This is a genomic window from Natrarchaeobius halalkaliphilus (assembly GCF_003841485.1).
Classification (GTDB): domain Archaea; phylum Halobacteriota; class Halobacteria; order Halobacteriales; family Natrialbaceae; genus Natrarchaeobius; species Natrarchaeobius halalkaliphilus.
Window position 1 is genome coordinate 695,069 of sequence record NZ_REFY01000001.1, and the last position, 24,055, is coordinate 719,123.

The window sequence follows — 24,055 nt, forward strand, 5'->3', positions numbered from 1 at the left end:
CCTGGCCGATCGAACGACCCTGTGGGAACCGCGCGGTCGAATCCTGTCGGCGCTGAGCCCGCCGCGCCCATCCGTTGAGCCGGTTACTCACCGCTCGCACTCGAGCGAATAGCACCGTGCGCTGTCCATCGGTTCACGAGCGAGAGCGTGACGCCCGACGACTCCCGTCCGGTGCCGTTGCTCTTCGACGTGGCGTCGATAAAAGGTACTTGGGGGGTGTGGCGTCCCTTACAGGTCGCGCGGCTGGACGGTCTTCCGGTCGTTCGCCTCTGCGCGACGGGCAGCGTCTGCGAGCAACTCGTCGACTTCCTCGTCGAGTGCATCGTAGAAGTCCGAGGCGACGTTCTTGTCATCGAGCGCTTCTTTCACGGCGGCTTTGACGATAAGGTCTGCCATACGATGTATCGGTTCCTGCTTCCATGGTATAAATATTGTGGTTATCAGTGGGGATACACTGGTTGCAGCGGTTCATTCGGCCGTTTCGATGGGCGACATCACCGGAAAGTATATGTCTGATGAATTTCTGACTCGAATCTCGTCGCCTCGAGACGGGAAAACCGCTCTCGCGCGCGGTCTCACGACCGTTCGGGACCGTTCGGCTTCCGACCGAATGCGTTCGGATTCGTGACGTTCGGTGAGTATCGATACCGAGAATAAAATCTTGTTATATCGAAAAGCCAAACTGCGTTTGGGAAATGATTTTTAAGTGCCCGGCGGATATCTCTCGATACCGGCCCCGGCCGGTGAGACCAATGCCCACATGCAACCACTGCGATGCGCACGTCTCCGAGCGTTTCGCGCGTGTCTTTGCCGACGAACGTGGCGACATTCACGCGTGTATTAGTTGCTCGGCCAACGCAGGGATCGCGGAGGTCGCCAAAGAGCGTTCACGCGGCACCTGACCTTCCCGACCCCGCCGATCGACCCTAACTCCCAACCCCGACCCCAACCTCCAACTCGGGCGTCTACACCGCGGACGGGAGGTTTTTACCCGTTCCTCGGGTACTGCGCTCAATGGCCGAGTCCGACCACGTCGTCTACGTCCTCGAGTGTGCTGACGGCAGTTTCTACACCGGCTACACGACAGACCTCGAGCGCCGGATCGTCGAACACGACGCCGGCGAGGGCGCAAAGTACACGCGCGGACGAACGCCGGTCGCCCTCCGGTATCACGAACGGTACGAGTCCCGATCGGCGGCGATGTCGCGGGAGTACGAGATCAAGCAACTCAGCCGTGGACAGAAGGAACGACTGGTCGAGGCCGACTGACGCCGTCCGCCGGAACCGAACTCGAGTCCTCCGATCTCTTCTCACGGATCGGCCGACAACGTCGCTTTTTTCGTCCCTGCTGGTGAGAAAGGAGTATGGACGCCATCACGTTCGGCACCGACGGCTGGCGAGCGACGCTCGAGGAGTTCACCGCGCCGCGCGTTCGGATCGTCGGTCAGGCGGTCGCGTCGTACCTCTCGGACGAGGGTCTCGAGGGACCCGTCGTCGTCGGGTACGATGCGCGCGAGACCTCGCGCGGGTTCGCAGAGGAGTTGACGCGAGTGGTGTGTGCGAACGGGTTCGACGTACTCATACCGGAACGGGATCGACCGACGCCGCTCGTCGCCCACGCCATCGTCGACCGCGATCTCGCGGGCGGACTCGTTATCACGGCCTCACACAACCCGCCGGAGTACAACGGCGTGAAGTTCATTCCGAACGACGGCGCACCTGCGCTGCCCGCGGTAACCGAAGCCATCGCGGACCGACTCGCGGAACCCGATCCCCGTCCCGAATCCGAACACGGCACCGCCCGCGAGATCGACCTCGTCACGCCCCACGCCGATGCCGCCGTCGATCTCGCGGCGTCGATCACCGGCGGCGAGGATCGAGACCTCGATCTCTCGGGATTGACCGTCGCCTACGACGCCATGCACGGCAGCGGACGCGGAACGACGGACGCCCTGCTCGAGCGCGTCGGCGTCTCGGTCGATCGCTTGCGCTGCGTTCGCGACCCGGAATTCGGTGGCGGCGCGCCCGAACCCGGCGAACAACACCTCGGAGAACTCGCCGCTCTCGTTACCGACCCCGAAACCGAACCCGAACTGGGGATCGCAAACGACGGTGACGCAGACCGGATCGCCGCGGTGACGCCCGAACGAGGATTCCTCGACGAGAACCTGTTCTTTGCGGCGCTGTACGACTACCTCCTTGAGGGCGACTCTGGGGCGGTGATCCGGTCGGTTTCGACGACGTACCTGCTCGATCGCATCGCTGAGAGCCACGGCGAGCGCGTCCACGAGGTTCCGGTCGGTTTCAAGTGGATCGCCGAGGCGATGGCCGACCACGACGCGCTGGTCGGCGGCGAGGAGTCCGGCGGGTTCACCGTCCGCGGCCACGTGCGCGAGAAAGACGGCGTTTTCGTCGCCTTGCTCGCGGCCGCGATGCACGCGGAAGAACCGCTCGACGACCGAGTCGATCGCCTGCTCGCGGAACACGGCGCGGTCGTCCAGGACAAACGAAGTCTCGCCTGTCCCGATCACGAGAAGGCGCGCGTTCTCGAGGATCTCGGGGACGAGATTCCCGACTCCGTCGCCGGCACGCCGGTCGAGAGCGTCACCACCGCAGACGGATTCAAACTGCAACTCGCGGATGGCTCGTGGCTGCTGGTCCGTCCCAGCGGAACCGAACCGGCGTTGCGGGTCTACGCCGAGGCGAGCGACCGCGATCGGATCGACTCCTTGCTCGAGGCCGGGACGGAACTGCTCGAGCCGCTCGTGTGACATCCTCCGCTCAAAAAGACAGTCCGGATAGAACTGTTCGGGTCGCTCCGTCGAGTCGTTCGGACGGTTCGAAACGTACGTTACGGAGACGTTCGTACCCGATGGTATGATCACGATCGTTTCCGATACGCACAGCGGCCGTGGCCACGAACTCGACGGTGAGGCTCTGCGGGCCGTCCGCGAGGCGGACGTCGTTATTCACGCGGGCGACTTTACGACCGTCCCGGTGCTCGAGTCCTTCCAGGAGGAGTCGTCTCGGTTCGTCGCCGTACGCGGAAACGCCGATAACTCGGCCGTCCGCGATCGGCTGCCGACGGCTCGCGTCGTCGAGGCGGGCGGTGCACGCTTCGCCGTTACTCACCGTCGCGACGGCGGACCGACCGGACTCGCGCTCTTCGGTCGATCGCGAGACGCCGACGTCGTCGTCTCCGGTCACAGCCACCGACCGTCGGTCGTCGACGCCGAGGACTGTCTCCTCCTCAACCCCGGCAGCCACGCCGACCCTCGAGGCAATCGGCCCGGATTCGCGGTCCTTGAGGGGACGGCTGACGGGCTCGCGGGCGAACTCCGGCGACCGAACGGCGCGCTCCTCGAGTCGTTCGACGTTTCACTGGAGTAACCGACGTCGCTGGAAACGCTTCACTCGAGAGAGCGTTGTGTGACGTTTTCGACAAAGCGCCAGCGGGACGTGGTGGGCGCGAACGGGCCGTCGAGGGCGGTTCGCCGGGAGGGCGGCCCGTCGGGAGGGTGGCTCGTCGGAAGGGCGACCGATCCGAGAGGGTCAGGACGGCCCCGCTTCCAAACTGTGCCGTGGTTCCGATCCCGTCGCCGTGCACGCGACGGTGAGGGAGGTGATCGGAACCCATCTCGAGGTAGGTTCCCGGTATCAATATAAGCGCCGCAAGCTGAAACAGCGGTTTTAGCTACCGGATTTCTCGAGCGAGTGAAACTTTTATTTTTGATCCGGCGACGATACGCCGAAACGATTTTGCACGCTCACGCGGTATCCGTCGGTATGCTCGATTTAATCCCCGACGATCCCGTCATCATCGCGATCGTCTTGATACTGCTCTCGTTGGTGTTCTTTTCGTACCTGTTGCTCCGGCGAACGATGCTCGAGTTCCGCGACGGAATGCGCGGCCGGTAGTCGATTTTCGCTACGCGAGCACGCGGCCGTTGCCGTAAGCGACCGTGATATTCTACTCGCGGACGAACGCGCCATCTTCCCGTGAACGAACCGGTCACCATCCACGCCCGTCGAGTGACCACTGCGCTGTGAGGGACGGTCTCACTCGAACGGAACGGCTTCGACCCGCTCGAGCGCGCGTCGGATATCCTCCCCGGAAACGTTTCGGTGCGTACAGAACCGGATCGCCGTTTCCCCCACCGTCGTCGCCAGCACTTCGCGGTCGCGGAGTCGCTCGAGAACGACGGACGGTTCGAGTCCCGTCCCGGAAACGTCGACGAGGACGATGTTCGTCTCCGGGGTCTGAACGTCGAACCCGTCGACGCCGTCCAGCCCGTCCGCGAGTCGCCGGGCGCGTTCGTGATCTCGCTCGAAGTCGGTGACGTTATCGAGGGCGCGGAGTCCGGGAGCGGCGATCAGCCCGACCTGGCGCATTCCGCCGCCGAACAGTTTCCGGGTTCGGCGCGCCTGTGCGACGAACGGTTCGCTTCCCGCGAGTATCGATCCGACCGGCGCGCCCAGCCCCTTCGAGAGACAGAACATGACCGAATCGACGTGGGCGGTGATCCCGGTGACGGGGACGTCGAGCGCGACGGCCGCGTTGAACACCCGCGCCCCGTCGAGGTGGACCGGAACGTCGCGTTCGCGGGCGACGTCGGCCGCCGCCGCGATTTCGGTGGGTGTGATGGCGACACCGCCCCTGACGTTGTGCGTGTTCTCGAGACAGAGCAATCCCGTCCCTGGTCGGTGTAGATCCTCCTCGACGACGCCGTCCGCGACCTGTTCGGCGGTCGGAACCCCGCGGTCGCCGCCGTCGAGCCTTCGAAGCTGGAGGCCCGAGTGCTGGGCCAGTCCGCCGAGTTCGTACCTGACGACGTGGCTCTCGCGCTCTGCGAGCACCTCCTGTCCCGGTTCGGTGTGGACGCGTGCGGCGATCTGGTTCCCCATCGTTCCGGTCGGAACGAACATCGCAGCCTCCGTCCCGACCGCTGTGGCCGCCCGTCGCTCGAGATCGTTCACCGTCGGGTCCTCCCCGTAGACGTCGTCACCGACGTCGGCATCGCGGGCGGCCTCGCGCATCGCCTCGTCGGGTTTCGTCACCGTATCCGAGCGCAGGTCGATCATGCTCGACGTAGCGAGGCGAGGCCAAAACGCTCTTCGCTCGAGCCGCCGTGATTACCTTCGCCATGGATATATAAACTCCCGATACTCATCGCGAACAGCTACTCCCGACGCTCGCCACGAGTCTCGGTATGGTCAACGAGTCACCGTCGTCGACGGCCGACGGCCGAAGTACTGGGGCGGCCTACCAGAACCATCTCGAGCGGAGCCGAACGGTGTGGAACCGCTGGAGCGACTACTACGCGATGAGCGAGCGGGATCTCGAGCCCATGCGCGAGGCGGCGATGGACGACCTGGCACTCGAGCGGGGCGATCGCGTCCTGGATATCGGCTGTGGACCGGGCGTCAATCTCGAGCGACTTCGAGACGACGTCGGTGAAACCGGAACGGTCGTGGCCGTCGATTACAGCCCCGAGATGGTCGCCAAGGCGCGCGATCGGATCGAACGTCACGGCTGGAAGAACGTCGAGGTCCACCTGGATGACGCGACGACGATCGACCTCGAGGGCCGCTTCGACGCGGCGATCGCGACGCTCTCGATGAGCGTGATGCCGGACGTTCGCGCCGCGGTCGAGAACGTCCACCGGCTGCTCGTTCCGGGGTCCCCGTTCGTCGTGTTCGACATCGGTGGGGTCCCCGAGGGCCCCGCCCGGCTCGCGAACCCGTTTCTCCGCCGGTTCCTCCGATGGTATGCGAACTGGAACCCCGATGGCGACGTTCCCGGCTCGCTGTCGGCGGTCTTCGAAGAGAGCGAGATCGTCGACACCTACTTGGTCGGAACCTGCTACACCGTTATCGCTCGAAAGCACTCCCCCGATCGGAGCTAACTGTCCGTCCAGGACTTCTGTATCCACCGCCGGACGCGCCCTCGAGTCACAGCTGCGTATCGAGCGTCCGCCCGACGACGGCGGCCTCGCCTCGCCGGATCAGCTCGGATGCCGTCGAGACCGCACAGTCGAGTTCCGTCGCGACCGCTTCGATTCCGTTCCGTCGCGGAATCTCGTAGAAGCCGACGTTCCGGGCGACCTCGAGCGCTTCGAGCTGTCGGTCGGAGACGGGCGAGTCGGTGACGGTCACGGAGTCGCTCACCCACAGAACGTCGGCCGTGACGCCTGCGGATAGCTCCTCGAGAACGGTCGTCAGGTCCGTCGGGTGGCCGACGATCGTCAGCCGGATCGTTCGATCCGCGCGGATCTCGATCGGCGGCACGACGACGACCGTCTCCTGTGCGAGCGCGGTGAGCATCGACAGCCCCTCGGCCTCGAGATCCCGGCGGAGGTACAGAAAAAAGCCGTCGTCTGCGGGCGTCACGTCGTACTCGTGGACGCCGTCGAGTCCCTCCAGCGCCGGTTCGTAGGCGCGGGCCTCGCCGGTGACGAACGAGGTGATCGTCTCGACGCCGTCGACCGCCTGTCCGCCGAGGATGACCTCTCGCTCGAGATCGGACGAGTCACAGATCGCGGCGTGAATCGGAGAGAGCGTCTCCGCGTCGTGTGCCAGCGAGACGTGCATCGATTTCATCGTCGATAGCACGGAGTCGACTCATATAAAACACCGATATGCTTCGCGAGCATTCCGATCCCTTTTCGACCCCTTCCATCGAATATGGTCGACCAACGAACCGACCGAGCGCATTCCAGATCCGACCCGACCGACCCCCGGCTCTCCCGCCGGTGTCGATACGGACTCCTCGCGGGGGCCGCCCTGCTCGGCGGCGCGGTTCTCTGGCACCGCGTTCGGGGACGAATTGCGGACCTGACGGGGGATGGGAACGACGTCATCACCGAGCGCCACGCGGGCGCGTTCGTCGTTCGGCGGCGCCTCGACCCCGACCGAATCGAGGCGGTTCTCGAGCGGGTGGACCGACGCTGCGCGGACGGCGACCCGGACTGGCTGCTCGGCGTCGACGGCGCGAGCACGGCGTCGCTCTTTCTCGATCGGTCGTCCGACGAGCCTGAACTCCGCTGGTACGTCGAAGTTCCGCGGAACGAACTCGAGCGGCGGGACGATCCGGCGACGACGATCGCCGAGCGGTTTCCCGTCAGTCACGACGCGGTCGTCCCCGGCGACGATTCGGTGGACGGGGAGCTCCTCGTCCACGCCGTCCACCCGCGACGACCGCGAACGCTCGAGGCGGCCGAAGCGGGCCTGCTCGGTCGGGACGAACTCGCCTCGGACCGGACGGTCGACGTCGAACTGGTCCGGATGGATCTCGAGTCCGGCCTCCCGGAACGACTGGCGGACTGGCTGGCGGGGGTTTCACGGCGGGTGATCGACGGCGAGTTGAGCCTCGGTCCGATCGAAACCTGGAGCGAGGAGATGCTCGAGGCGGAGGCGATGTACACCGAATCGGTGGTTCTCGAGCGACGGGCGGGCGGCTACTCGCTCGTCCAGTACATGGAAACGGCTGAGATGGCGGCGGTCTACGAGGCGTACTACGATACCTGGAACCCCGTCGCTCGGGCCGCCGAACTCGTCCTCGGGCGCGTTCTCGAGAATCCGGACGACGTTCTCACGTATCCCATCGAAAGCGGGACCGAACCGCTCGCACACGCGATCGATCCGGACCGGTTTCGACATCCATCGGAGTGTTGAGTACACTCCTAATTTCTGCGTCGGTGACTCTCCGTTCCACCCTTTCTCGGTTTCGCCCCTTGTCCACGCGAACCGATCGGTTCCACTTTCCCATTACTTCGGAAATCAAAGTATTGGAGATACATGCTTTCCAAGGCTAATAAGGTCGGTCTAGCTAATAGTGGTGATTCGAGAGGACGACTGACTCGAGCCGAGAGCACGACTCGACCCCTGGATTTTTGCCCACCTCGGTTCTCTACGGTCGTATGAACGGACGCGCGGAGCTCGAGCGGACAGGGGTGTAGATGGTCGACGACGATCCACCGCCGTCCGAGACCGATCGATCGGCTACAACTCCGCTCGGTCACCACGTCGTTTCGGTGTTGCGCCTCGCGGCCATCTCGCTCGTCGTCGTCGGCTTCAGCGGGTGGGTGATCGACCACGGCGGCGAAATCGCCCTCGAGTCGCCGTTTACGATCGCCTTCGGCGTCGGCGTCGCCTGCGCGTTCGCGTCGATCTATCTGGGGATTTTTCTGGCCGACGGTGGCGACTGACGGCGGGTCCTCTGGCCGTGATCGGCGCTCGAGTAGTTACTCGAGCCACTTATTTCACAGAACACTAATGATTATATTATATCTCGTGACAAGCAGTAGATGGAGGCCACGCGCTCCAACGTGGACGCGAGGGCATACGTACGAAATGCCCCGGGTGCTAGAACACCCGAGACGTGTGGCTTCCAAGCGACCCTGCTTGGTGCCATGATTCCATTCCCACTACCGAGACAAAAAGGTCTCGCACGACAGCCCAGTACTGCGTTCGAACAGCGGACAGTCTACGACAGTCGTTGTCGCCACCCGCACACCTGTCGCCAACACTCGCGCCACAAACGCTTTCGTCGACGTAATTCGAGACGGTGGGACTCGAGACGGTGGAATCTGCGTCGCCGAGATCTGCGTCACCGGCCGCACGGATACCGGCCGCGGAGACATCGGCTCGAGGGGCGATTTCGATGAGTTCCGAACGGGAGACCGCCGACGCCTCGAGTGACGACACCGCTTCCGGACTCGTCTGCGGGCGCTGTGACGACCCGATCCGTCGGGATCGGGTGATCCGCCTCTCGACCGAGCCGTGTCCGGAACTGGCCGAGCGGTACGAACCGGTCGCAAAACCCTACTGTTCCGACTGTATCGCCGCCATCGGCATGCTCGCTTTCGCGACCCATCCACGGTCGCGCTGTCCGACATCCCGCGTTGCTCGAGACGGGCGGTAGTGAGACTCGGAGAGTTCTGTTCAACGTGTTGTGACAGAACGTACACTGAATGTCGGTTGGTACAGGAGATGCACGTACCGCTCATACCAATCAATAATCGATATTTAACAGGAACAGCGTGCAAGATACAGAGGATGGATGCAGCAAAATGATGTCCTTTCTTCCAAATTGCGGCATCAAGTCAGTCGTTAGTTGATCTGTGACGCAATCAGCACAACTTCTGTGATTATTCTTTGACGTACTCCCATGCCTTGTCGAGATCCTCTTCGTCGAAAAATTCGATGTCAGTGTCTGTAACCAGATCACTGGCCTCTGTTCCCCACTTCATAACACTGTCGTCGCCGACGACTGCGTAACATTCCATGTCCTCTCCATGTCGGAGGTAGAAACCGAGATCTTCCTCGTATGCGTCGAACTCAGCATACGATTCGGAAACACCGGAGAGGTCGATCAGTAACTTCGCTGATCCGTGTTCTTCGATTGCATCTTTGACCTCAGCCAGTATCTCCTCGTATTCCTCCTCACTCAGTTTATCGTTGACCTCGTAGCCGATCCTGTTGCCTTCACTCCGTGGAAGCTTTTCGACCATATTTTACCGTGTCTACTCCTGTGGATAGATTTGCTGCCTGCAATGCTAACCACTGGATGAATCGTAGGAGCGAAATCGAACGGAGATATGGAGATGTTTCTTCAATCACCCGTACTCGTAAACGGCTTCCCGTACCTGAGCGATCAATTCTTTCGCAGACGAAGCCGAATCTCGCGCGACATGCGCTGTGAGTTACAGAACAAGCTGTTTGAACTACTCGGTTTCTGTCAAAAACGCTGTGACACACTCAGAGCATTAGTGCAGCACGACGCCCTCGTTTGTTACACGCCGATGGTAGTGTACCATTGGCTAGGTGGGGTCATAGTCAGACCACAGAAAATATTTGTGTATTGACTTATTCAGGTCTGATATGAACCGCCGCGCGTTTCTCGGTATGATTGGTAGTGTCTCTACTGGTCTTGCTGGCTGTCTCGCCCTTCTGGATGTCGAAGGTGACGAGCCCAACTACATCAGTATCAGCAATCGGTACACAGATCCAGTTACGATCGACGTAACGATCACTAACGTCGATACCGGAAAAACCGTCTACGACGAGGTGTTGGGGCTCGATGGCTTTGCTGGCGCAGACGTTGACGGAGCGGCACCGAGGAAACGACCCGATCTCGGTATCGGGGAGGGGTTCGAGGCTACCGTAACCGCTGCCACGGATCAAGACAGTGACGAACTCACCGAGGACGTTGGCCCAAGTGGTGGTTCCTCGATCAACGTTTTGCACAACTCCAACGCCGAACTCAGCATCTCGAGAGACGTTGTCTAATTACCCGACTATTCGAGTTTTGGCTACCGATTCGAACGCACTCACTGACGACATAGTTGGGTTTTGGTTTCCCCTGGGGGTAAGCCTAACCACGTACCACATTCGCGCCCTGTATGCAGCAGAGGCTACGAATACCATTCGTCTCTGGTAGGGGCCATCGACCAGCAAGCGGCGAAAATGTGCTTCACGCAGAGACACAGCCGAACAATCGACTACGCAACTCGAGAGACTGCGCTGAGACTCGAGCCCCAGCCTCGAGATGCCGTCACTGTTTCGTGGTTTCTTTTCGTTTCGTCGTCAACTTCGCCACAAGACGGATGTGGTTCGCTTTCGAACCATCGGCCCTATCGATGCAATGAGTGAGCAGTTGTTCGCAGTCGACAGTACCCGGCTCTGGTACGTACTCGTCTTCGGCGTCTCGGCGCTGGTCTGCTTCGTCGGTCTTCGACGGACGGCGTACATCGAACACGACGAGACTCGACGGGGGCTCTACTGGCTGTTGCTCACGAGCGGCGTCTGGGCGACTATTCACGTCGGCTACCTCACTGCGTCGACGCCGCGCCTGCAGTACGCGCTGTTCGTGGGCGGATTGGTCGTCGGTCTCGCCGCCATCGGTCCGTGGCTGTACTTTTGTTCGGCCTACACGGGGCGATTGCTCCACCGCGACGAGACCATCCGGCGACTCGCGGTCGCCCTCTTCGTCCTCATCGTGACGGTAAAGCTCACCAACCCGATTCACGGTCGATATTTCTCGACCGAACCGGCGACGATTCCGTTCGCCCACCTCCAGATTCACCACGAGCCGCTCCACTGGATCGTGATGGGACTCGCCTACGCCCTCTCGTTCGTCGGGTTCTTCATGCTGTTCGAACTGTTCGTCCGGGTCAACTCCGATACCCGACCGCTTTTCGTCCTCGTCGGGTTGACCGGGCTTCCGGTGGTGCTCGACCTCCTCGGTGGCACGTCGACGATCCTCCTCGACATCACGTACTCCTCGATCGGCGTGGCCGCCTTCTCGACCGGCGTTCTCTTCGTCTACCTCGAGCGATTCCAACTCGTCAGAACCACCGGGGACGCCGACGATCCGGTTATCGTCCTCGACGACAGAGATCGCCTTCGCGATTACAACCAGCGAGCGGCGGCCCTCTTTCCGTCGCTGACCGACGGCGTTGGCCGTCCGCTCGAAGCGCTCGTCCCCCCCGTCGAGTCGGCGCTCGATTCGTCAGATCCACTGCTCGAGATCGACGTGGACGCGAGCACCCGGTACTACTCCGTCTCGTCGAATCCGTTCTCGCTGGATCGGGCGCGTCTCGGACGAACTATCACGCTCACCGACGTGACCCGGCGCGAACGGTACCGGCGGACGCTCGAGCACCAGAACGACCGGTTAGAACGGTTCGCGAGCATCGTCTCACACGACCTCCGAAATCCGCTGACGGTCGCACGGGGGCGGACGGTGCTGGCCATCGAGGAGGACGACACCGACCACCTGGAGCCGGTCGTCGAGGCCCACGAGCGGATGGAAACGCTCATCGACGACCTCCTCACGCTCGCTCGAGAGGGAACATCGATCGACGAGGTCGAGCGCGTCGATCCGGTGATGATCGCACGCCAGTCGTGGGAGATGATCGAGTCGGAGGGGGCGACGCTCGTCATCGAGGGCGACTCGGAGCGCCCCCTCGAGGCGGATTCCGATCGGCTGCAACAGCTCTTCGAGAACCTCTTTCGGAACGCCATCGAACACGGCGGTCGCGACGTGACGATCACCGTCGGGTCGCTTTCCGACGCGCCCGGCTTTTACCTCGAGGACGACGGGCCGGGGATCCCGCCAGACGAGCACCAGGCCGTCCTCGACCCGGGATACACGACCACGTCGGACGGGACCGGATTCGGGCTCTCGATCGTCACGGATATCGTCGACGGACACGGCTGGCAGCTTCGGCTGAGTGAGGGTGAGGCGGGCGGTGCTCGGTTCGACGTGCTCACTGACGAACCGATTCGCGATTCGTGAAAACACGTCCGCTCTCCTGCGAACGCCTCGGTGACCGGATCAGATGATGTCGACCGTTCGCTGCTCGACGATCGGCACGAGCGGTTCCGCCGGGAAGGCGACGCTCACGGTGAACTCGAGCGCGTCTGCGTCGGCACCGAAGACGCCGACGGGAACGGTTTCGCTGTCGCGCAGATAACACGCGGTGCTCGTCATCTCGACGCCGTTGACCGTCACCCGAATTCCGGCTCTGGCCGGCTCACCGACGTTTCGAACCGTCACTTCACGGACGTCGTTCTCGCCGGTCTCGACCGCCTCGGGAAACGGACCCCAGTCGATCTCGACTGCGGGAAGCGACTGCGCTCCCTCGTAGACTCGCTCTGCGACCCCCGCCGAGAGACCCGCATCCTCGAGTTCGGTGACGCCGGCACCAAGAACGTCACCGGGCGTCGAGAGCCCCTCTTTCGCCAGTTTGCTCGCTCGTCCCGGCCCGACGCCGTCGATCGCCGTCAGCCCGACCGCGTCGTCCGCGACGCCGTTTTCGATCCGGGCTTCGACGCGTCGCGAGAGGTTCGCGGCGTGTGGGCCCGCGAACCGATCGAGGAACGCCCCCAGCGCGGAGACGAGCCGCGTCGCGTTTCGCCGAATAACCCAGGCGTCGCTTCGGAGCGCGTTGGGCGTCGTCCCGCTCGCTGCACTCCGCAGGATCGCGAACACCTTTCGCTCCCCCGGATCGAACTCGTCCGTGTCGACGCCGACCAGCACCGCGTCGATCGCGTCGCGTTCGTCCTGGCGGGCCGAGACGGAGTCGAACTCGACCGCGGTCGCGACCGCCTCGAGAACGTCGTCCGTCCCGAGGGACGCTCCGTTCTCTCGCCGGCCGCTCTTCGTCGCGTCGCCTCGCGATCCCGCCGCTCGAGCGTTCGGAGAACTCCGTTCCGCGCTACTCGACGGGCTCGAAACGCCCGCACCGTCGCTCTCGGCAACGCGATCACAGAGATCGGCGAACGTCGCTGCGGTCTCGAGGCGCAGGTAGTACTTCGATGCGAGCACGCCCCGGGGCGTCGCCTCGATCGAGAGATCCTCGCCGGTTTCGACGAAGCCGCGCTCGACGAGCCCCTCGAGGCAGTCCCGGACCCGCGTTCGGAGGTTCGGAAAGTCGTACTCCTCGGGCTTGGACTGTCCCCGGACATAGTAGTAGGTCGTCTCGAGCCAGTCCATCACGTCGTCCAGGTCGGTGATGGTTCCCATCGCGATCTCGGCGTTGAGGTGGGTCTCGAGGCTCTCGGCCAGCCGCGACTCGATCTCCTTGCCGTCCCGGAGGAGCCGACGGTACTTGTCGGCCTCCGCGGTGTCGCAGACGACCCAGCCGTAGCCGACGTCGTCGTAGCCCGGCCGCCCCGCGCGCCCGAGCATCTGGAGGACGTCGAGCGGGCTCATGTCGACCTCGCCCTCGAGGGGATCGTGGAGTTTCGTATCGCGGATCACGACGCACCTGGCGGGCAGGTTGACGCCCCAGGCGAGCGTCGAGGTCGAAAAGAGGAGTTCGATCAGTCCCTGCTTGAACCACTCCTCGACGAGGTCGCGGTCGTTCTTCGAGAGGCCGGCGTGGTGGAAGGCGACGCCGTCGAGCACCGAATTCCGAAGCGTCTCGTTCTCGAGGTCTTTCGACTCGGTGTGGAAGTCGTAGTCGCCGCGTGCGCCCATCGGGACGTCTCGCTCTGCGATCTCGTCGCGGGCCTTCTCGGCCGCCCGGACCGTATCCTGTCGGGAGGAGACGAACACGAGCGCCTGGCCGTCCTCCCGGAGGTGTGGTTCCGCGAGGTCGAGGGCGCGATAGAGCCGCCGGTACTTGTCCGCGAAGGTGTTCTCGCCGTGCGTGTACGTCTTGACGCCCGCGTTGAGATCGACGGGTCGGTACTCGTCCCCGAACTCGAAGGTGGTCTCGTCGGGGGCGTCGAGCCACGCCGCGACGTCGTCGACGTTCGGCATCGTCGCTGAAAGGGCGACGATCCGGGGAGCACAGAGCCGGCGAAGTCGCGAGATCGTCACCTCGAGAACCGATCCGCGCCGGTCCGCATCCAGCAGGTGGACCTCGTCGATGACGCAGACGTCGACGTCGGTGACGAAGTCGTACCGCCTGGAGTCGTGTTTTCGGGTCGCGGAGTCGAGCTTTTCGGGCGTCATCACCAGGATATCCGCCCGACGGGCCCGCCGCGGGTTGAGGTCCCGTTCACCCGTGACGACGTAAACCGAGTAATCGAGTTCCTCGAAGCGGTCCCAATCGTCTTCTTTTTCGTTCGTCAGCGCTCGCATCGGAGCGATAAACAGCGCCGTCCCCCCGTCCGCGAGCGCCTTGCAGATCGCGAGTTCCGCGAGTGCGGTCTTGCCCGAGGCAGTCGGCGCGCTCGCGACGACGTTCTCCTCGCGCTCTAGCAACGCGGGGAGGGCCTCGCGTTGCATTCGGTTGAACTCCTCGAAGGCGAAGGCGTCTGCGAACTGGGGGAGAACCTCGGCAACCTCCATCACACGAAAACGGGCAGCGGGTGATGAAAGGCGTTTCCTTCGAGTCGCGGCTGTCCGTCGGATCGATCACCGAGAGCTACCGCGATGCGAGCACGGTCGCGAGTATCGCGCCCGCAGTGGCGAACACGAGCGGGTAGAGGACGCCGCCGAGGAAGATCGCGGGAACGAGCTGCGGGGCGATCGAGCCGGACAGATCGACGCCGAAGAACGAGCCCTCGGTACTCGCCTCGGTGACGACCGCGCCCAGTCCCATGACCACGGCGTAGCCGATCGTGACCGGCGCACCCGCGATGACGGCCTCGCCAAGGTCGCGGGCATCGAACTGGTAGGCGACCATCGCCCCCACGCCGAGGAGGACCAGCGGCGGGACGACGTAGAGCAGAGTCGCGCTCGTACTGCCCGACTGGGCGATGAAATCGACCGTCCTCGAGCCCCCGATGGAGCCGATCTCGCCGCTCGCGTCGATGTCGACCAGATGGGCGTTGTAGTAGTACCAGGCGACGCCTTTCCACTCCGCAACGCTGTCACCGACGGCCTCTTCGACCTCGCCCGCGACCGCGACGTAGGTGACGAGATAGCCGATCACAGCGGCGAGGACGCCGACGCCCGCACTCGCCGCGACGCTCGAGGCACGCGATACGGATCGCTCCGTGGCCGCCAGCGGTTGCTGTGACATTGTATCGATCCGTAAACCCTCTTGATGTAATATGTCTTGTGGTTCGACAAATCCGTGACGAGAACGGTCCGTGGGTTCCGATCCCCTAGAGTGCCGATTCGCCCGCCGAACTGAGCGCGAGTTGATCGCTCAGGATACTCGAGGCGTGTTCGGGTCGTGGAACGTGTTCGAACGTAAGCTCGGGATCGCCGGAGCCGGCGGTGTACACAGTTAGATCGCCGTACCCGAGCGTTCGACCGAGCACCGACTGGCTGAGGCTGGTGTTCTGGACGCGCTCGAGGCGAAACTGGGTGACGTCTCGCGAGATCACGCCCCGTTTCTTGTACAGCTCGGAGCTGGTGATCACGTAGCGGGTGTTGGTCCAGAACAGGTAGCGAACGGCAGCCGTCGCGCCGCCTCCGAGGACGAGCACGATTCCGACGCCGGTCACGACGCCACGTTCGTCGGACAGTCCCCAGGCGGTGACGCCGAGGCCGAGGACGACGAGGACCACCGCGACCGGGAAGGCGACGCCCAGTTCGATCGGATGCGGGCGACTCTCCCAGACGATCTCCTCGTCGTCTCCGAGGTGGAACCAGTCGGGGGTGGTGCTGAACGCCATCGAGAGCCGGTATTCCGTTCGAGTCCCTAAAACTATCGGGAGTACGGACCCGCTACTCGCTGAGTCGACGTCCATCGCGCCTCGAGCGACCCGTGTTGTTCACTCGAGGACCCTCGCCACCCGACCTGGACCCCAGATAGCCATAGTTTTTGACCGTCCGCCCCTAGCGTCGGGGTATGAGTAGCGCACGCAAGCCCGACTGGCTGAAGATGCGGCCGCCGTCGGGCCGGGAGTTTACGGACATTCGGGAGACGCTACGCGACCGGAACTTACACACCGTCTGCGAGGAGGCCAACTGTCCGAATCTGGGAGAGTGCTGGTCGGGCGGTGCGGCGACGGGGGCCGGTTCGGGTGGGACGGCGACCTTCATGTTGATGGGCGATCGCTGCTCTCGAGGCTGTAATTTCTGTGACGTCGAAACGGGTGGAATGGAGGCGCTCGATCCTGACGAGCCGAAGAACGTCGCCGAAGCGGTCGCGGAGATCGGGCTGGATTACGTCGTCCTGACGAGCGTCGACCGCGACGACCTCCCCGATCAGGGAGCCGGTCACTTCGCGAAGACGATCCGCGAGATCAAAGCACAGCACCCCGGCATCCTCGTCGAAGTCCTGATCCCCGACTTCCAGGGCGAGGAACGGCTCGTCGAAAAGATCGTCGACGCCGATCCGGACGTTATCGCCCACAACGTCGAGACCGTCGAACGGCTCCAGTTTCCCGTCAGGGACCGCCGCGCGGGATACGAACAGTCGCTGTCGGTCTTGGAGCAGGTCGACCGCGAATCCGACATCTACACGAAGACCTCGATCATGCTCGGCCACGGCGAGTACGACCACGAGGTCTACCAGACGCTCGCCGACTGTCGCGACCGCGGCGTCGACATCGTCACCCTCGGCCAGTATCTCCGGCCCTCGAGAACCCATCTCGAGGTCGAACGCTACGACCACCCGGACAAGTACGAGACGTGGCGACGGGTCGCCGAAGAGGAGTTAGGATATCTGTACTGTGCCAGCGGGCCGATGGTGCGGTCATCGTACAAAGCCGGCGAGCTGTTCGTCGACGCGGTGTTGCGCGAGGGCAAAAGCGTCGAGTCGGCCCGACGGACGGCGCGACGCGCCTCGAAGTAGCGACCGATTTCCGCGTTCTCCACAAATCCAGTCGTGACACCGCACGCGCCCGCGTTCCCCCACCCTGTTCGACCTCCTTCCGTCACGACGGTAACCGATGGTTGTGAACGATACGACACAGAAGGTGGACGAGTGACCGCTGACTCTGTGTATCGACGACCACTCACTACCCTGTGTGGCAAGAATCTCATGGATAGTAAACTATTTACGAAAATCCTTTACCTCGAGCGATATATTGTTCGAGTATGTACAGGTGGGCCTCCCCGTGAGTACGATACAGCGCGATCCTCGCGACCGAGTACAGGTGCTCGACGAGGCAGGCCGCGTCCTCGAGGACGCCGACGTCCCCGACCTGTCCGAAGCGAAACTCGTCGAGATGTACGAGCAGATGCGCCTGGCCCGTCGGTTCGACGAGCGGGCGGTGAGCCTCCAGCGCCAGGGGCGAATGGGGACGTTCCCGCCGCTGTCCGGACAGGAGGGCTCACAGATCGCAAGCGCCCACGCCCTGGAGGAGGACGACTGGGTCTTTCCGAGCTATCGCGAACACGGCGTCGGCCTCGTTCGCGGGCTGTCGCTCGAGCGAACGCTGCTCTACTGGATGGGCCACGAGCAGGGGAGCTACGTCCCGGAAGACGTCAACGTCTTCTCGGTCGCGGTTCCGATCGCGACCCAGATCCCGCACGCGGTCGGGGCGGCGTGGGCCTCCCGGCTGCGAGGCGAGCGGAACGCGTTCCTCTGTTACTTCGGCGACGGGGCGACCTCGGAGGGCGATTTCCACGAAGGGCTGAACTTCGCCGGCGTCTTCGACACGCCGACCGTCTTCTTCTGTAACAACAACCAGTGGGCCATCTCGGTCCCTCGCGAACGCCAGACCGCAAGCGCCACTTTGGCCCAGAAGGCGTCCGCCTACGGCTTCGAGGGCGTTCAGGTCGACGGCATGGACCCGCTCGCGGTCTACAAGGTCACCAGAGACGCCGTCGAGAAAGCCAGGGATCCGGGAGCGGGCGAACTCCGACCGACGCTGATCGAGGCCGTTCAGTACCGCTTCGGTGCCCACACGACCGCCGACGACCCGTCCGTCTACCGCGACGCCGACGAAGTCGAACGCTGGAAGCAGAAGGACCCGATCCCGCGTCTCGAGAACTACCTTCGCCGTCGGGACGTCCTCGACGACGGGCGCGTCGACGCGATCGAGGACCGGATCGAAGACCGGGTCGCAGAGGCGATCGAGACCGCCGAGGCGAGCACCCGGCCCGAACCGGACGAGATCTTCGCACACGTCTACGAGGGGATGCCCAAACGATTACGTCGCCAGCTCGAGTACGTGGAATCGATTCGCGACCGACACGGCGACGACGCGTTACTGGAGGGATAACATGGCCGCAGAATCGGAACAGCTCACCCTGGTACAGGCGGTTCGGGACGGATTACACACGGAGATGGAACGCGACGAGGACGTCGTCGTCATGGGCGAGGACGTCGGAAAAAACGGCGGCGTCTTTCGCGCGACCGAGGACCTCTACGAGGAGTTCGGGGAGAACCGCGTCATCGACACACCGCTTGCCGAATCCGGGATCGTCGGCACGGCGATCGGCATGGCCGCCTACGGAATGCGACCGATTCCCGAGATCCAGTTTATGGGGTTCATCTACCCCGCGTTCGACCAGATCGTCTCCCACGCCGCTCGCCTCCGGACGCGATCGCGCGGACGATTCACCTGCCCGATGGTTGTTCGGGCACCCTACGGCGGCGGCATCCGCGCGCCGGAACACCACTCGGAGTCGACCGAGGCGATGTTCGTCCACCAGCCGGGCCTGAAAGTCGTCGTCCCCTCCACGCCGTACGACACGAAGGGGCTGTTGACGAGTGCGATCCGCGACCCCGATCCGGTGATCTTCCTCGAGCCCAAACTCATCTACCGGGCGTTCCGCGAGGAGGTTCCGGCCGACTCCTACGAGGTGCCCCTCGGTGAGGCCGCCGTCCGTCGCGAGGGCACGGATATCTCCGTCTACACGTGGGGTGCGATGACCCGACCGACGCTCGAGGCGGCGGAGAACCTCGCGGGCGAAATCGACGTCGAGGTGGTCGATCTCCGAACGCTCTCGCCGCTTCCCGAAGGGGCCATCGTCGACTCCTTCGAAAAGACCGGCCGCGCGGCGGTCGTCCACGAGGCACCGAAAACGGGCGGACTCGGAGCCGAGATCATCGCGACGCTTCAGGAGGAGTCGCTGCTCTATCAGGAGGCGCCCGTCGAGCGCATCACCGGCTTCGACACGCCGTTCCCGCTGTACGCGCTCGAGGACTACTATCTCCCCGAAGCGGCACGCATCGAGACGGGGATCCGAAACGCGGTGGAGTTCTGACATGGTTCGTGAGTTCGTACTCCCGGACGTCGGCGAAGGGGTCGCAGAGGGCGAGCTGGTCTCGTGGCTCGTCGAGGAGGGTGACGAGGTAACCGAAGACCAACCCGTCGCGGCCGTCGAAACCGACAAAGCCCTGGTAGAGGTTCCCGCCCCGGTCGACGGCACCGTCCGTGACCGTCGCTACGACGAGGGCGACGTGGTCCCCGTCGGTGACGTGTTCGTGACGTTCGACGTCGCGGGCGAGGAGACGGCGGACTCCGACGACGGTACCTCAGACGCCGCTCTCGACGACGAGAACGACGGGCCGTCGAGCGACGCGAACGTGGTCGAATCGGACGGTCCCGACGCGATCGACGACGACGCAGCCGAGATCGAGCCGCCACGGAACCGCGTTTTCGTGCCCCCTCGAGCGAGACGGCTGGCTCGCGAAACCGGTATCGACCTCTCGAGCCTCGAGGGAAGCGGCCCCGGCGGTCGGATCACCCCGGCCGACGTGCGGGCCGCCCTCGATGACGGGACGGCCGGCGTCGCACGGGAGTCCAGGTCGCCGGAGACGAACCCGGCTTCCGGAGCCGAATCCGAAACCGACGACCCGGATTCCTCTCCCGACGGCCCGGTGACGGACCCCTCGAGCGTGGCCGACGCCGCAGACCGCGACCGGACGCTCGCGGCCCCCGCGACCCGGCGAATCGCCCGGGAGAACGGAATCGAGATCGACGCCGTTCCCGCCGACGACGAGCGAAACGGCGAGCCGATCGTCACGCCCGAGGCCGTCGTGGAGTACGCTGAAACCCAGCGTCGGGCTCAGGAAGCAGATGTGGCGGCGCTCGAGGCGGATGCGGCGACCGATGTGAGCGAATCGGGCGAGTTCGTCGGGGGCGAACGCCGCGAGCCGTTCCGGGGCGTCCGGAAACGGATCTCGGAGGCGATGGTCGAGTCGAAGGACAGCGCGCCCCACGTCACCCATTTCGACGAGGTCGACGTCACCGCGCTCGTCGCGGCTCGCGATCGGCTCAAACCACGGGCCACAGAGCGCGGGATTCGTCTCACCTACATGCCGTTCATCACGAAAGCCGTCGTCGCCGCGCTAGAGGAGTTCCCCGAGCTGAACGCCGTCATCGACGAGGACGAAGAGGAGATCGTCTACCGCGAGTACTACAACATCGGCGTCGCCACCGCGACCGACGTCGGCCTGATGGTCCCGGTCCTCGAGAACGCAGGCGAGAAGGGGCTATTACAGCTTTCCTCGGAGATGAACGAACTCGTCGAGAAGGCTCGAGAACGGTCGATCTCGCCCGACGAACTGCGGGGATCGACGTTCACCGTCACCAACGTCGGCGGTATCGGCGGCGAGTACGCCACGCCCATCTTGAACTACCCCGAATCGGGGATCCTCGCGATCGGTGAGATCAAGCGCAAACCCCGCGTCGTCGACCGCGACGGCGAGGAGTCGATCGAGCCGCGCTCCGTGCTGACGCTGTCGCTGTCGTTCGATCATCGACTGGTCGACGGCGCCGTCGCCGCCCGGTTTACCAACACCGTAATGGAGTATCTCGAGAACCCCGAACTCCTGTTGCTCGAGTGATCACCGTCGCGTTCGCTCCCGGTCGTTGCGTGGCGCGTGACGATACATCAGTATCCTGTCTGCTTGCAACAGCTACACCGTCCTCGACCGAAAAGGACGACCATGGTCGTCGGAGATGTCACCACCGGAACGGACGTACTGATCGTCGGCGCCGGCCCCGCCGGCTACGTCGCGGCGATCCGTGCCGGTCAGCTCGATCTGGACGTAACGCTCGTCGAAAAGGACGCCTACGGCGGGACCTGCCTCAACCACGGCTGCATTCCCTCGAAGGCGTTGATCACCGCGACGGACGTCGCCCACGAGGCGGCGAACGCCGAGGAGATGGGAATCCACGCGGACCCGGCGATCGACCTCTCGGGAATGGTCGCCTGGAAGGACGACGTCGTCGACCAGCTGACGAGCGGCGTCGAGAAACTCTGTAAAGCCAACCAGGTGAACCTGCTCGAGGGAACGGCCACCTTCGCGGACGAGAACACCGTTCGCGTCTCCCACGACGGCGAGGGCCAGGGCTCGGAGACGATCGAGTTCGAACACGCCATCGTCTCGACCGGTTCGCGTCCCGTCGAGATCCCGAACTTCGACTTCGACGACGATCCCGTCCTCGACTCGCGACAGGCCCTGTCGCTGACCTCCGTGCCGGACTCGCTCGTCGTCGTCGGCGCGGGATACATCGGGATGGAACTCGCGAGCGTCTTCGCGAAGGTGGACACCGACGTGACGGTGATCGAGATGCTCGAGTCGATCCTGCCGGGCTACGACGACGACCTCAAGCGGCCGGTCAAACAGCGGGCGACCGAACTCGGTATCGAGTTCGAGTTCGGCTACACCGCCGCGGAGTGGCGAGAAGCCGACGACGGCGTTCGGGTCGTTGCCGAGCCCGCGGACCGGACGGCCGGCGACGACGAGGAGCCCGACCCCCTCGAACTCGAGGCCGAGGCCGTCCTCGTCGCCGTCGGCCGCGAACCCGTCTCGGATACGCTGGATCTCGAGGCGGCCGGCGTCGAGACGAACGACCGGGGATTCATCGAAACCGATTCGCGCGCACGCACGAACGTCGACCACATTTTCGCCGCCGGCGACGTCGCTGGCGAGCCGATGCTCGCTCACAAAGGGAGCATGGAGGGACAGGTCGCCACCGAGGTGATCGCGGGCGAACCCGCGGCGATCGATTACCAGGCGATGCCGGCGGTCGTCTTTACGGACCCCGAAATCGCGACCGTTGGACTCACCGAGACGGAGGCCAAAGAGGCCGGATTCGACCCCGTCGTCGGCCAGTTCCCGTTCCGCGCGAGCGGTCGGGCGCTGACGACGGGCGACGCCGAGGGGTTCGTCTCCGTCGTCGCAACCGAGTCGAAGGGATACCTCCTCGGCGCGAGCATCGTCGGCCCCGAAGCCTCGGAACTCGTCGCCGAACTCGGTCTCGCTATCGAACTCGGAGCGACGCTCGAGGACGTGGCGTCGACCGTCCACGCCCATCCGACGCTCTCCGAATCGGTGATGGAGGCCGCCGAGAACGCACTCGGACGCGCGATCCACACGCTGAATCGCTGATACGGACCGCTGTAAGTCATTTTCGGAGCGACCGCGGGACGGCACCCGGTCGCTCCGGTAAACAGTTACAGCAATCCGTACGAGTCCCCGGTCCGTCGATCCTCGAGTTCGAAGAAACCGTGAACGACGCCGGATTCGATGGCTACCTCTCGCTACTGAACGTACAACGAGTACGCGATCACGAGAAAGCCGGCCAGAACGAGCAGGCTCTCGAGTAGGATACCGATCGCCAGCGGAACCTCGAGGATTTCATAGAGCATTCCCGCCAGGACGAGACCCAGCGTGACCAGTCCGAACCCTGCCGCGAGATAACCGAGCGCGCGCTGTCTCGTTCGCCGGTACGCCTTGAACGCGAAGTACGTGATGACGCTGCCGACGACGAGAACGAGCGTTTTGACGACCGCCAGTGCCATCGCGGTTTCCGTCGTGCCGATCAGTGAGATCATGTTTCCTTTCGCACCTCCGACCACAGCTCCGCGAGTCGCTCGTCTGCGCTCCGTGCCGGTCGATCGATCTGGACCGATAGCGATCGGTCCTCGTCCAGTTCCATCGTGATCTCGTCGAACGCGACCACGTACGTACTGGCGTGATGACCATCACGTCGAATATCGGTCGACTCCTCGAGTAACGTCGACTCGGTCAGCAACTCGAGTTTTCGGTACAGCGTCGACTGGGGGATATCACACCGTTTCGTGAGCTCGGAAGCCGTCATAGGTTCCTCGAGATTCCGGATGATCTCTCGGCAGTCTGGATCGTCGAGCGCGGAGCAGATCTCCGCTGCCGACGGCGTCGACCCCGAGGCGAGCGGATCCCGGACCATTCGTCCGCCACTTACGATCCCCGGGGCTTATTGGCATCGATGCGCTCCGTCCGTGTCCACCACGTCCGAACACAGGAGACGCTCGCTTTCCGTTCATTCACGAAGCTTTCTTGCGCGTGCGCCGCTGATCACCGATCACGCGGGCATCATTCGGTCCGACCGCGCCTACGAGGGCGGGATGACCGACCGGCCTCCTCCCGCGTAACACGTCCTTCTCGAGGACGGCTCCGTCCGTACGGCTGTGGCGACACTGCTTAACCGACCAGAACTTCCTGACTTAGCTCGCCTATCGGCCGATGAGCCTCGTACCTTGGATGGGATTGCTGTCGACTCGAGTGCGTTCGTGCCCTGCCGATTCGTGGAAAGACGTGCCATGCTACCCGGTTCCGATGCCCGACTCGTTCGACGGCCTTATGTATGGACCCCGTCCTCGTCTTGAATGCGAACGACGTGGTCATCGCGCCGCGTCCCCTCCGACCGGATTCCGGTGCGGAGGCAGACTCACCATCCACCCTCGACACACGGTGTT

Annotated in this window: 25 protein-coding genes; 16 read left to right on the forward strand and 9 right to left on the reverse strand. The window is 63.9% G+C overall.

Features of this window, described 5'->3' with window-relative positions; genetic code table 11:
- Positions 1–228: 228 nt before the first annotated feature.
- The gene (locus EA462_RS03360; RefSeq protein WP_006665251.1) at positions 229–396 is read right to left on the reverse strand and encodes a DUF1931 family protein; all 168 of its coding nucleotides are present in this window, start codon (positions 394–396) and stop codon (positions 229–231) included.
- A gap of 356 nt (positions 397–752) precedes the next feature.
- On the opposite strand from EA462_RS03360, the gene EA462_RS17975 reads away from it, so the two are divergent.
- The 5 genes from EA462_RS17975 (at position 753) to EA462_RS17685 (ending at position 3,918) form a co-directional block, all read left to right on the forward strand.
- Positions 753–902, forward strand: a complete 150-nt coding sequence (locus EA462_RS17975) for a DUF7563 family protein (RefSeq protein ID WP_449289200.1) — start codon at positions 753–755, stop codon at positions 900–902.
- A gap of 112 nt (positions 903–1,014) precedes the next feature.
- The gene (locus EA462_RS03365; protein ID WP_124177144.1) at positions 1,015–1,269 is read left to right on the forward strand and encodes a GIY-YIG nuclease family protein; all 255 of its coding nucleotides are present in this window, start codon (positions 1,015–1,017) and stop codon (positions 1,267–1,269) included.
- Between the two features lie 95 nt (positions 1,270–1,364).
- Positions 1,365–2,771: a phosphoglucomutase/phosphomannomutase family protein gene (locus EA462_RS03370; RefSeq protein ID WP_124177145.1), complete on the forward strand. Its 1,407-nt coding sequence runs from the start codon at positions 1,365–1,367 to the stop codon at positions 2,769–2,771.
- Between the two features lie 106 nt (positions 2,772–2,877).
- Positions 2,878–3,390: a metallophosphoesterase gene (locus tag EA462_RS03375; protein WP_124177146.1), complete on the forward strand. Its 513-nt coding sequence runs from the start codon at positions 2,878–2,880 to the stop codon at positions 3,388–3,390.
- 396 nt (positions 3,391–3,786) lie between these two features.
- A complete protein-coding gene (locus EA462_RS17685) occupies positions 3,787–3,918 on the forward strand; it encodes a DUF7859 family protein (protein WP_279387001.1) in 132 nt (43 codons plus the stop codon).
- A gap of 141 nt (positions 3,919–4,059) precedes the next feature.
- On the opposite strand, the gene EA462_RS03380 is transcribed toward EA462_RS17685, so the two are convergent.
- Positions 4,060–5,082: a threonine aldolase family protein gene (locus EA462_RS03380; protein ID WP_124177147.1), complete on the reverse strand. Its 1,023-nt coding sequence runs from the start codon at positions 5,080–5,082 to the stop codon at positions 4,060–4,062.
- 128 nt (positions 5,083–5,210) lie between these two features.
- On the opposite strand from EA462_RS03380, the gene EA462_RS03385 reads away from it, so the two are divergent.
- The gene (locus EA462_RS03385) at positions 5,211–5,906 is read left to right on the forward strand and encodes a class I SAM-dependent methyltransferase (RefSeq protein ID WP_124177148.1); all 696 of its coding nucleotides are present in this window, start codon (positions 5,211–5,213) and stop codon (positions 5,904–5,906) included.
- Between the two features lie 46 nt (positions 5,907–5,952).
- Here EA462_RS03385 and EA462_RS03390 read toward each other — a convergent pair whose 3' ends face one another.
- Entirely contained in the window at positions 5,953–6,600 is a 648-nt protein-coding gene (locus tag EA462_RS03390) for a helix-turn-helix domain-containing protein (protein WP_124177149.1), read from the reverse strand.
- 84 nt (positions 6,601–6,684) lie between these two features.
- Here EA462_RS03390 and EA462_RS03395 point away from each other — a divergent pair, with 84 nt between their 5' ends.
- The 3 genes from EA462_RS03395 (at position 6,685) to EA462_RS03405 (ending at position 8,923) form a co-directional block, all read left to right on the forward strand.
- Positions 6,685–7,674 (forward strand): hypothetical protein, encoded by a 990-nt coding sequence (locus EA462_RS03395; RefSeq protein ID WP_243641351.1) that lies wholly within the window; start codon positions 6,685–6,687, stop codon positions 7,672–7,674.
- Positions 7,675–7,958: 284 nt separating this feature from the next.
- Entirely contained in the window at positions 7,959–8,207 is a 249-nt protein-coding gene (locus EA462_RS03400; RefSeq protein WP_124177150.1) for a hypothetical protein, read from the forward strand.
- Between the two features lie 455 nt (positions 8,208–8,662).
- Entirely contained in the window at positions 8,663–8,923 is a 261-nt protein-coding gene (locus tag EA462_RS03405; protein WP_124177151.1) for a hypothetical protein, read from the forward strand.
- A gap of 226 nt (positions 8,924–9,149) precedes the next feature.
- Here the strand turns inward: EA462_RS03405 and EA462_RS03410 are convergent, their stop codons facing one another.
- Positions 9,150–9,512: a SpoIIAA family protein gene (locus EA462_RS03410; protein WP_124177152.1), complete on the reverse strand. Its 363-nt coding sequence runs from the start codon at positions 9,510–9,512 to the stop codon at positions 9,150–9,152.
- 370 nt (positions 9,513–9,882) lie between these two features.
- Between EA462_RS03410 and EA462_RS03415 the strand changes: the two genes are divergently transcribed.
- Both EA462_RS03415 and EA462_RS03420 read left to right on the forward strand, forming a co-directional pair.
- Positions 9,883–10,290 carry a hypothetical protein gene (locus EA462_RS03415; protein ID WP_124177153.1) on the forward strand — a complete coding sequence of 136 codons (408 nt, stop codon included), beginning with the start codon at positions 9,883–9,885 and terminating at the stop codon, positions 10,288–10,290.
- 355 nt (positions 10,291–10,645) lie between these two features.
- A complete protein-coding gene (locus EA462_RS03420; RefSeq protein ID WP_124177154.1) occupies positions 10,646–12,301 on the forward strand; it encodes a sensor histidine kinase in 1,656 nt (551 codons plus the stop codon).
- A 39-nt stretch (positions 12,302–12,340) separates the two neighbouring features.
- On the opposite strand, the gene EA462_RS03425 is transcribed toward EA462_RS03420, so the two are convergent.
- The 3 genes from EA462_RS03425 to EA462_RS03435 form a co-directional block, all read right to left on the reverse strand.
- The gene (locus tag EA462_RS03425; protein WP_124177155.1) at positions 12,341–14,806 is read right to left on the reverse strand and encodes a DEAD/DEAH box helicase; all 2,466 of its coding nucleotides are present in this window, start codon (positions 14,804–14,806) and stop codon (positions 12,341–12,343) included.
- A 76-nt stretch (positions 14,807–14,882) separates the two neighbouring features.
- A complete protein-coding gene (locus tag EA462_RS03430; protein WP_124177156.1) occupies positions 14,883–15,482 on the reverse strand; it encodes a hypothetical protein in 600 nt (199 codons plus the stop codon).
- Positions 15,483–15,567: 85 nt separating this feature from the next.
- Positions 15,568–16,083, reverse strand: a complete 516-nt coding sequence (locus EA462_RS03435) for a PH domain-containing protein (RefSeq protein ID WP_124177157.1) — start codon at positions 16,081–16,083, stop codon at positions 15,568–15,570.
- Positions 16,084–16,259: 176 nt separating this feature from the next.
- On the opposite strand from EA462_RS03435, the gene lipA reads away from it, so the two are divergent.
- The 5 genes from lipA to lpdA all read left to right on the forward strand — a co-directional run bounded on the left by lipA (position 16,260) and on the right by lpdA (position 22,706).
- Positions 16,260–17,207: a lipoyl synthase gene (gene lipA / locus EA462_RS03440; RefSeq protein ID WP_124177158.1), complete on the forward strand. Its 948-nt coding sequence runs from the start codon at positions 16,260–16,262 to the stop codon at positions 17,205–17,207.
- A gap of 265 nt (positions 17,208–17,472) precedes the next feature.
- Positions 17,473–18,582, forward strand: coding sequence for a pyruvate dehydrogenase (acetyl-transferring) E1 component subunit alpha (gene pdhA, locus EA462_RS03445; protein WP_124177159.1), 1,110 nt, complete (start codon positions 17,473–17,475; stop codon positions 18,580–18,582).
- Position 18,583: 1 nt separating this feature from the next.
- Positions 18,584–19,570, forward strand: coding sequence for an alpha-ketoacid dehydrogenase subunit beta (locus EA462_RS03450; RefSeq protein WP_124177160.1), 987 nt, complete (start codon positions 18,584–18,586; stop codon positions 19,568–19,570).
- 1 nt (position 19,571) lies between these two features.
- Entirely contained in the window at positions 19,572–21,155 is a 1,584-nt protein-coding gene (locus tag EA462_RS03455; RefSeq protein WP_124177161.1) for a dihydrolipoamide acetyltransferase family protein, read from the forward strand.
- Between the two features lie 102 nt (positions 21,156–21,257).
- Positions 21,258–22,706, forward strand: a complete 1,449-nt coding sequence (gene lpdA, locus EA462_RS03460) for a dihydrolipoyl dehydrogenase (RefSeq protein WP_124177162.1) — start codon at positions 21,258–21,260, stop codon at positions 22,704–22,706.
- 152 nt (positions 22,707–22,858) lie between these two features.
- On the opposite strand, the gene EA462_RS03465 is transcribed toward lpdA, so the two are convergent.
- A complete protein-coding gene (locus EA462_RS03465) occupies positions 22,859–23,152 on the reverse strand; it encodes a DUF7521 family protein (protein WP_124177163.1) in 294 nt (97 codons plus the stop codon).
- On the reverse strand, positions 23,149–23,526 hold the full coding sequence (locus EA462_RS03470; RefSeq protein ID WP_124177164.1) for a winged helix-turn-helix domain-containing protein: 378 nt from the start codon (positions 23,524–23,526) through the stop codon (positions 23,149–23,151). Before EA462_RS03470 ends, EA462_RS03465 begins: the two co-directional genes overlap by 4 nt.
- Between the last annotated feature and the right edge of the window lie 529 nt (positions 23,527–24,055).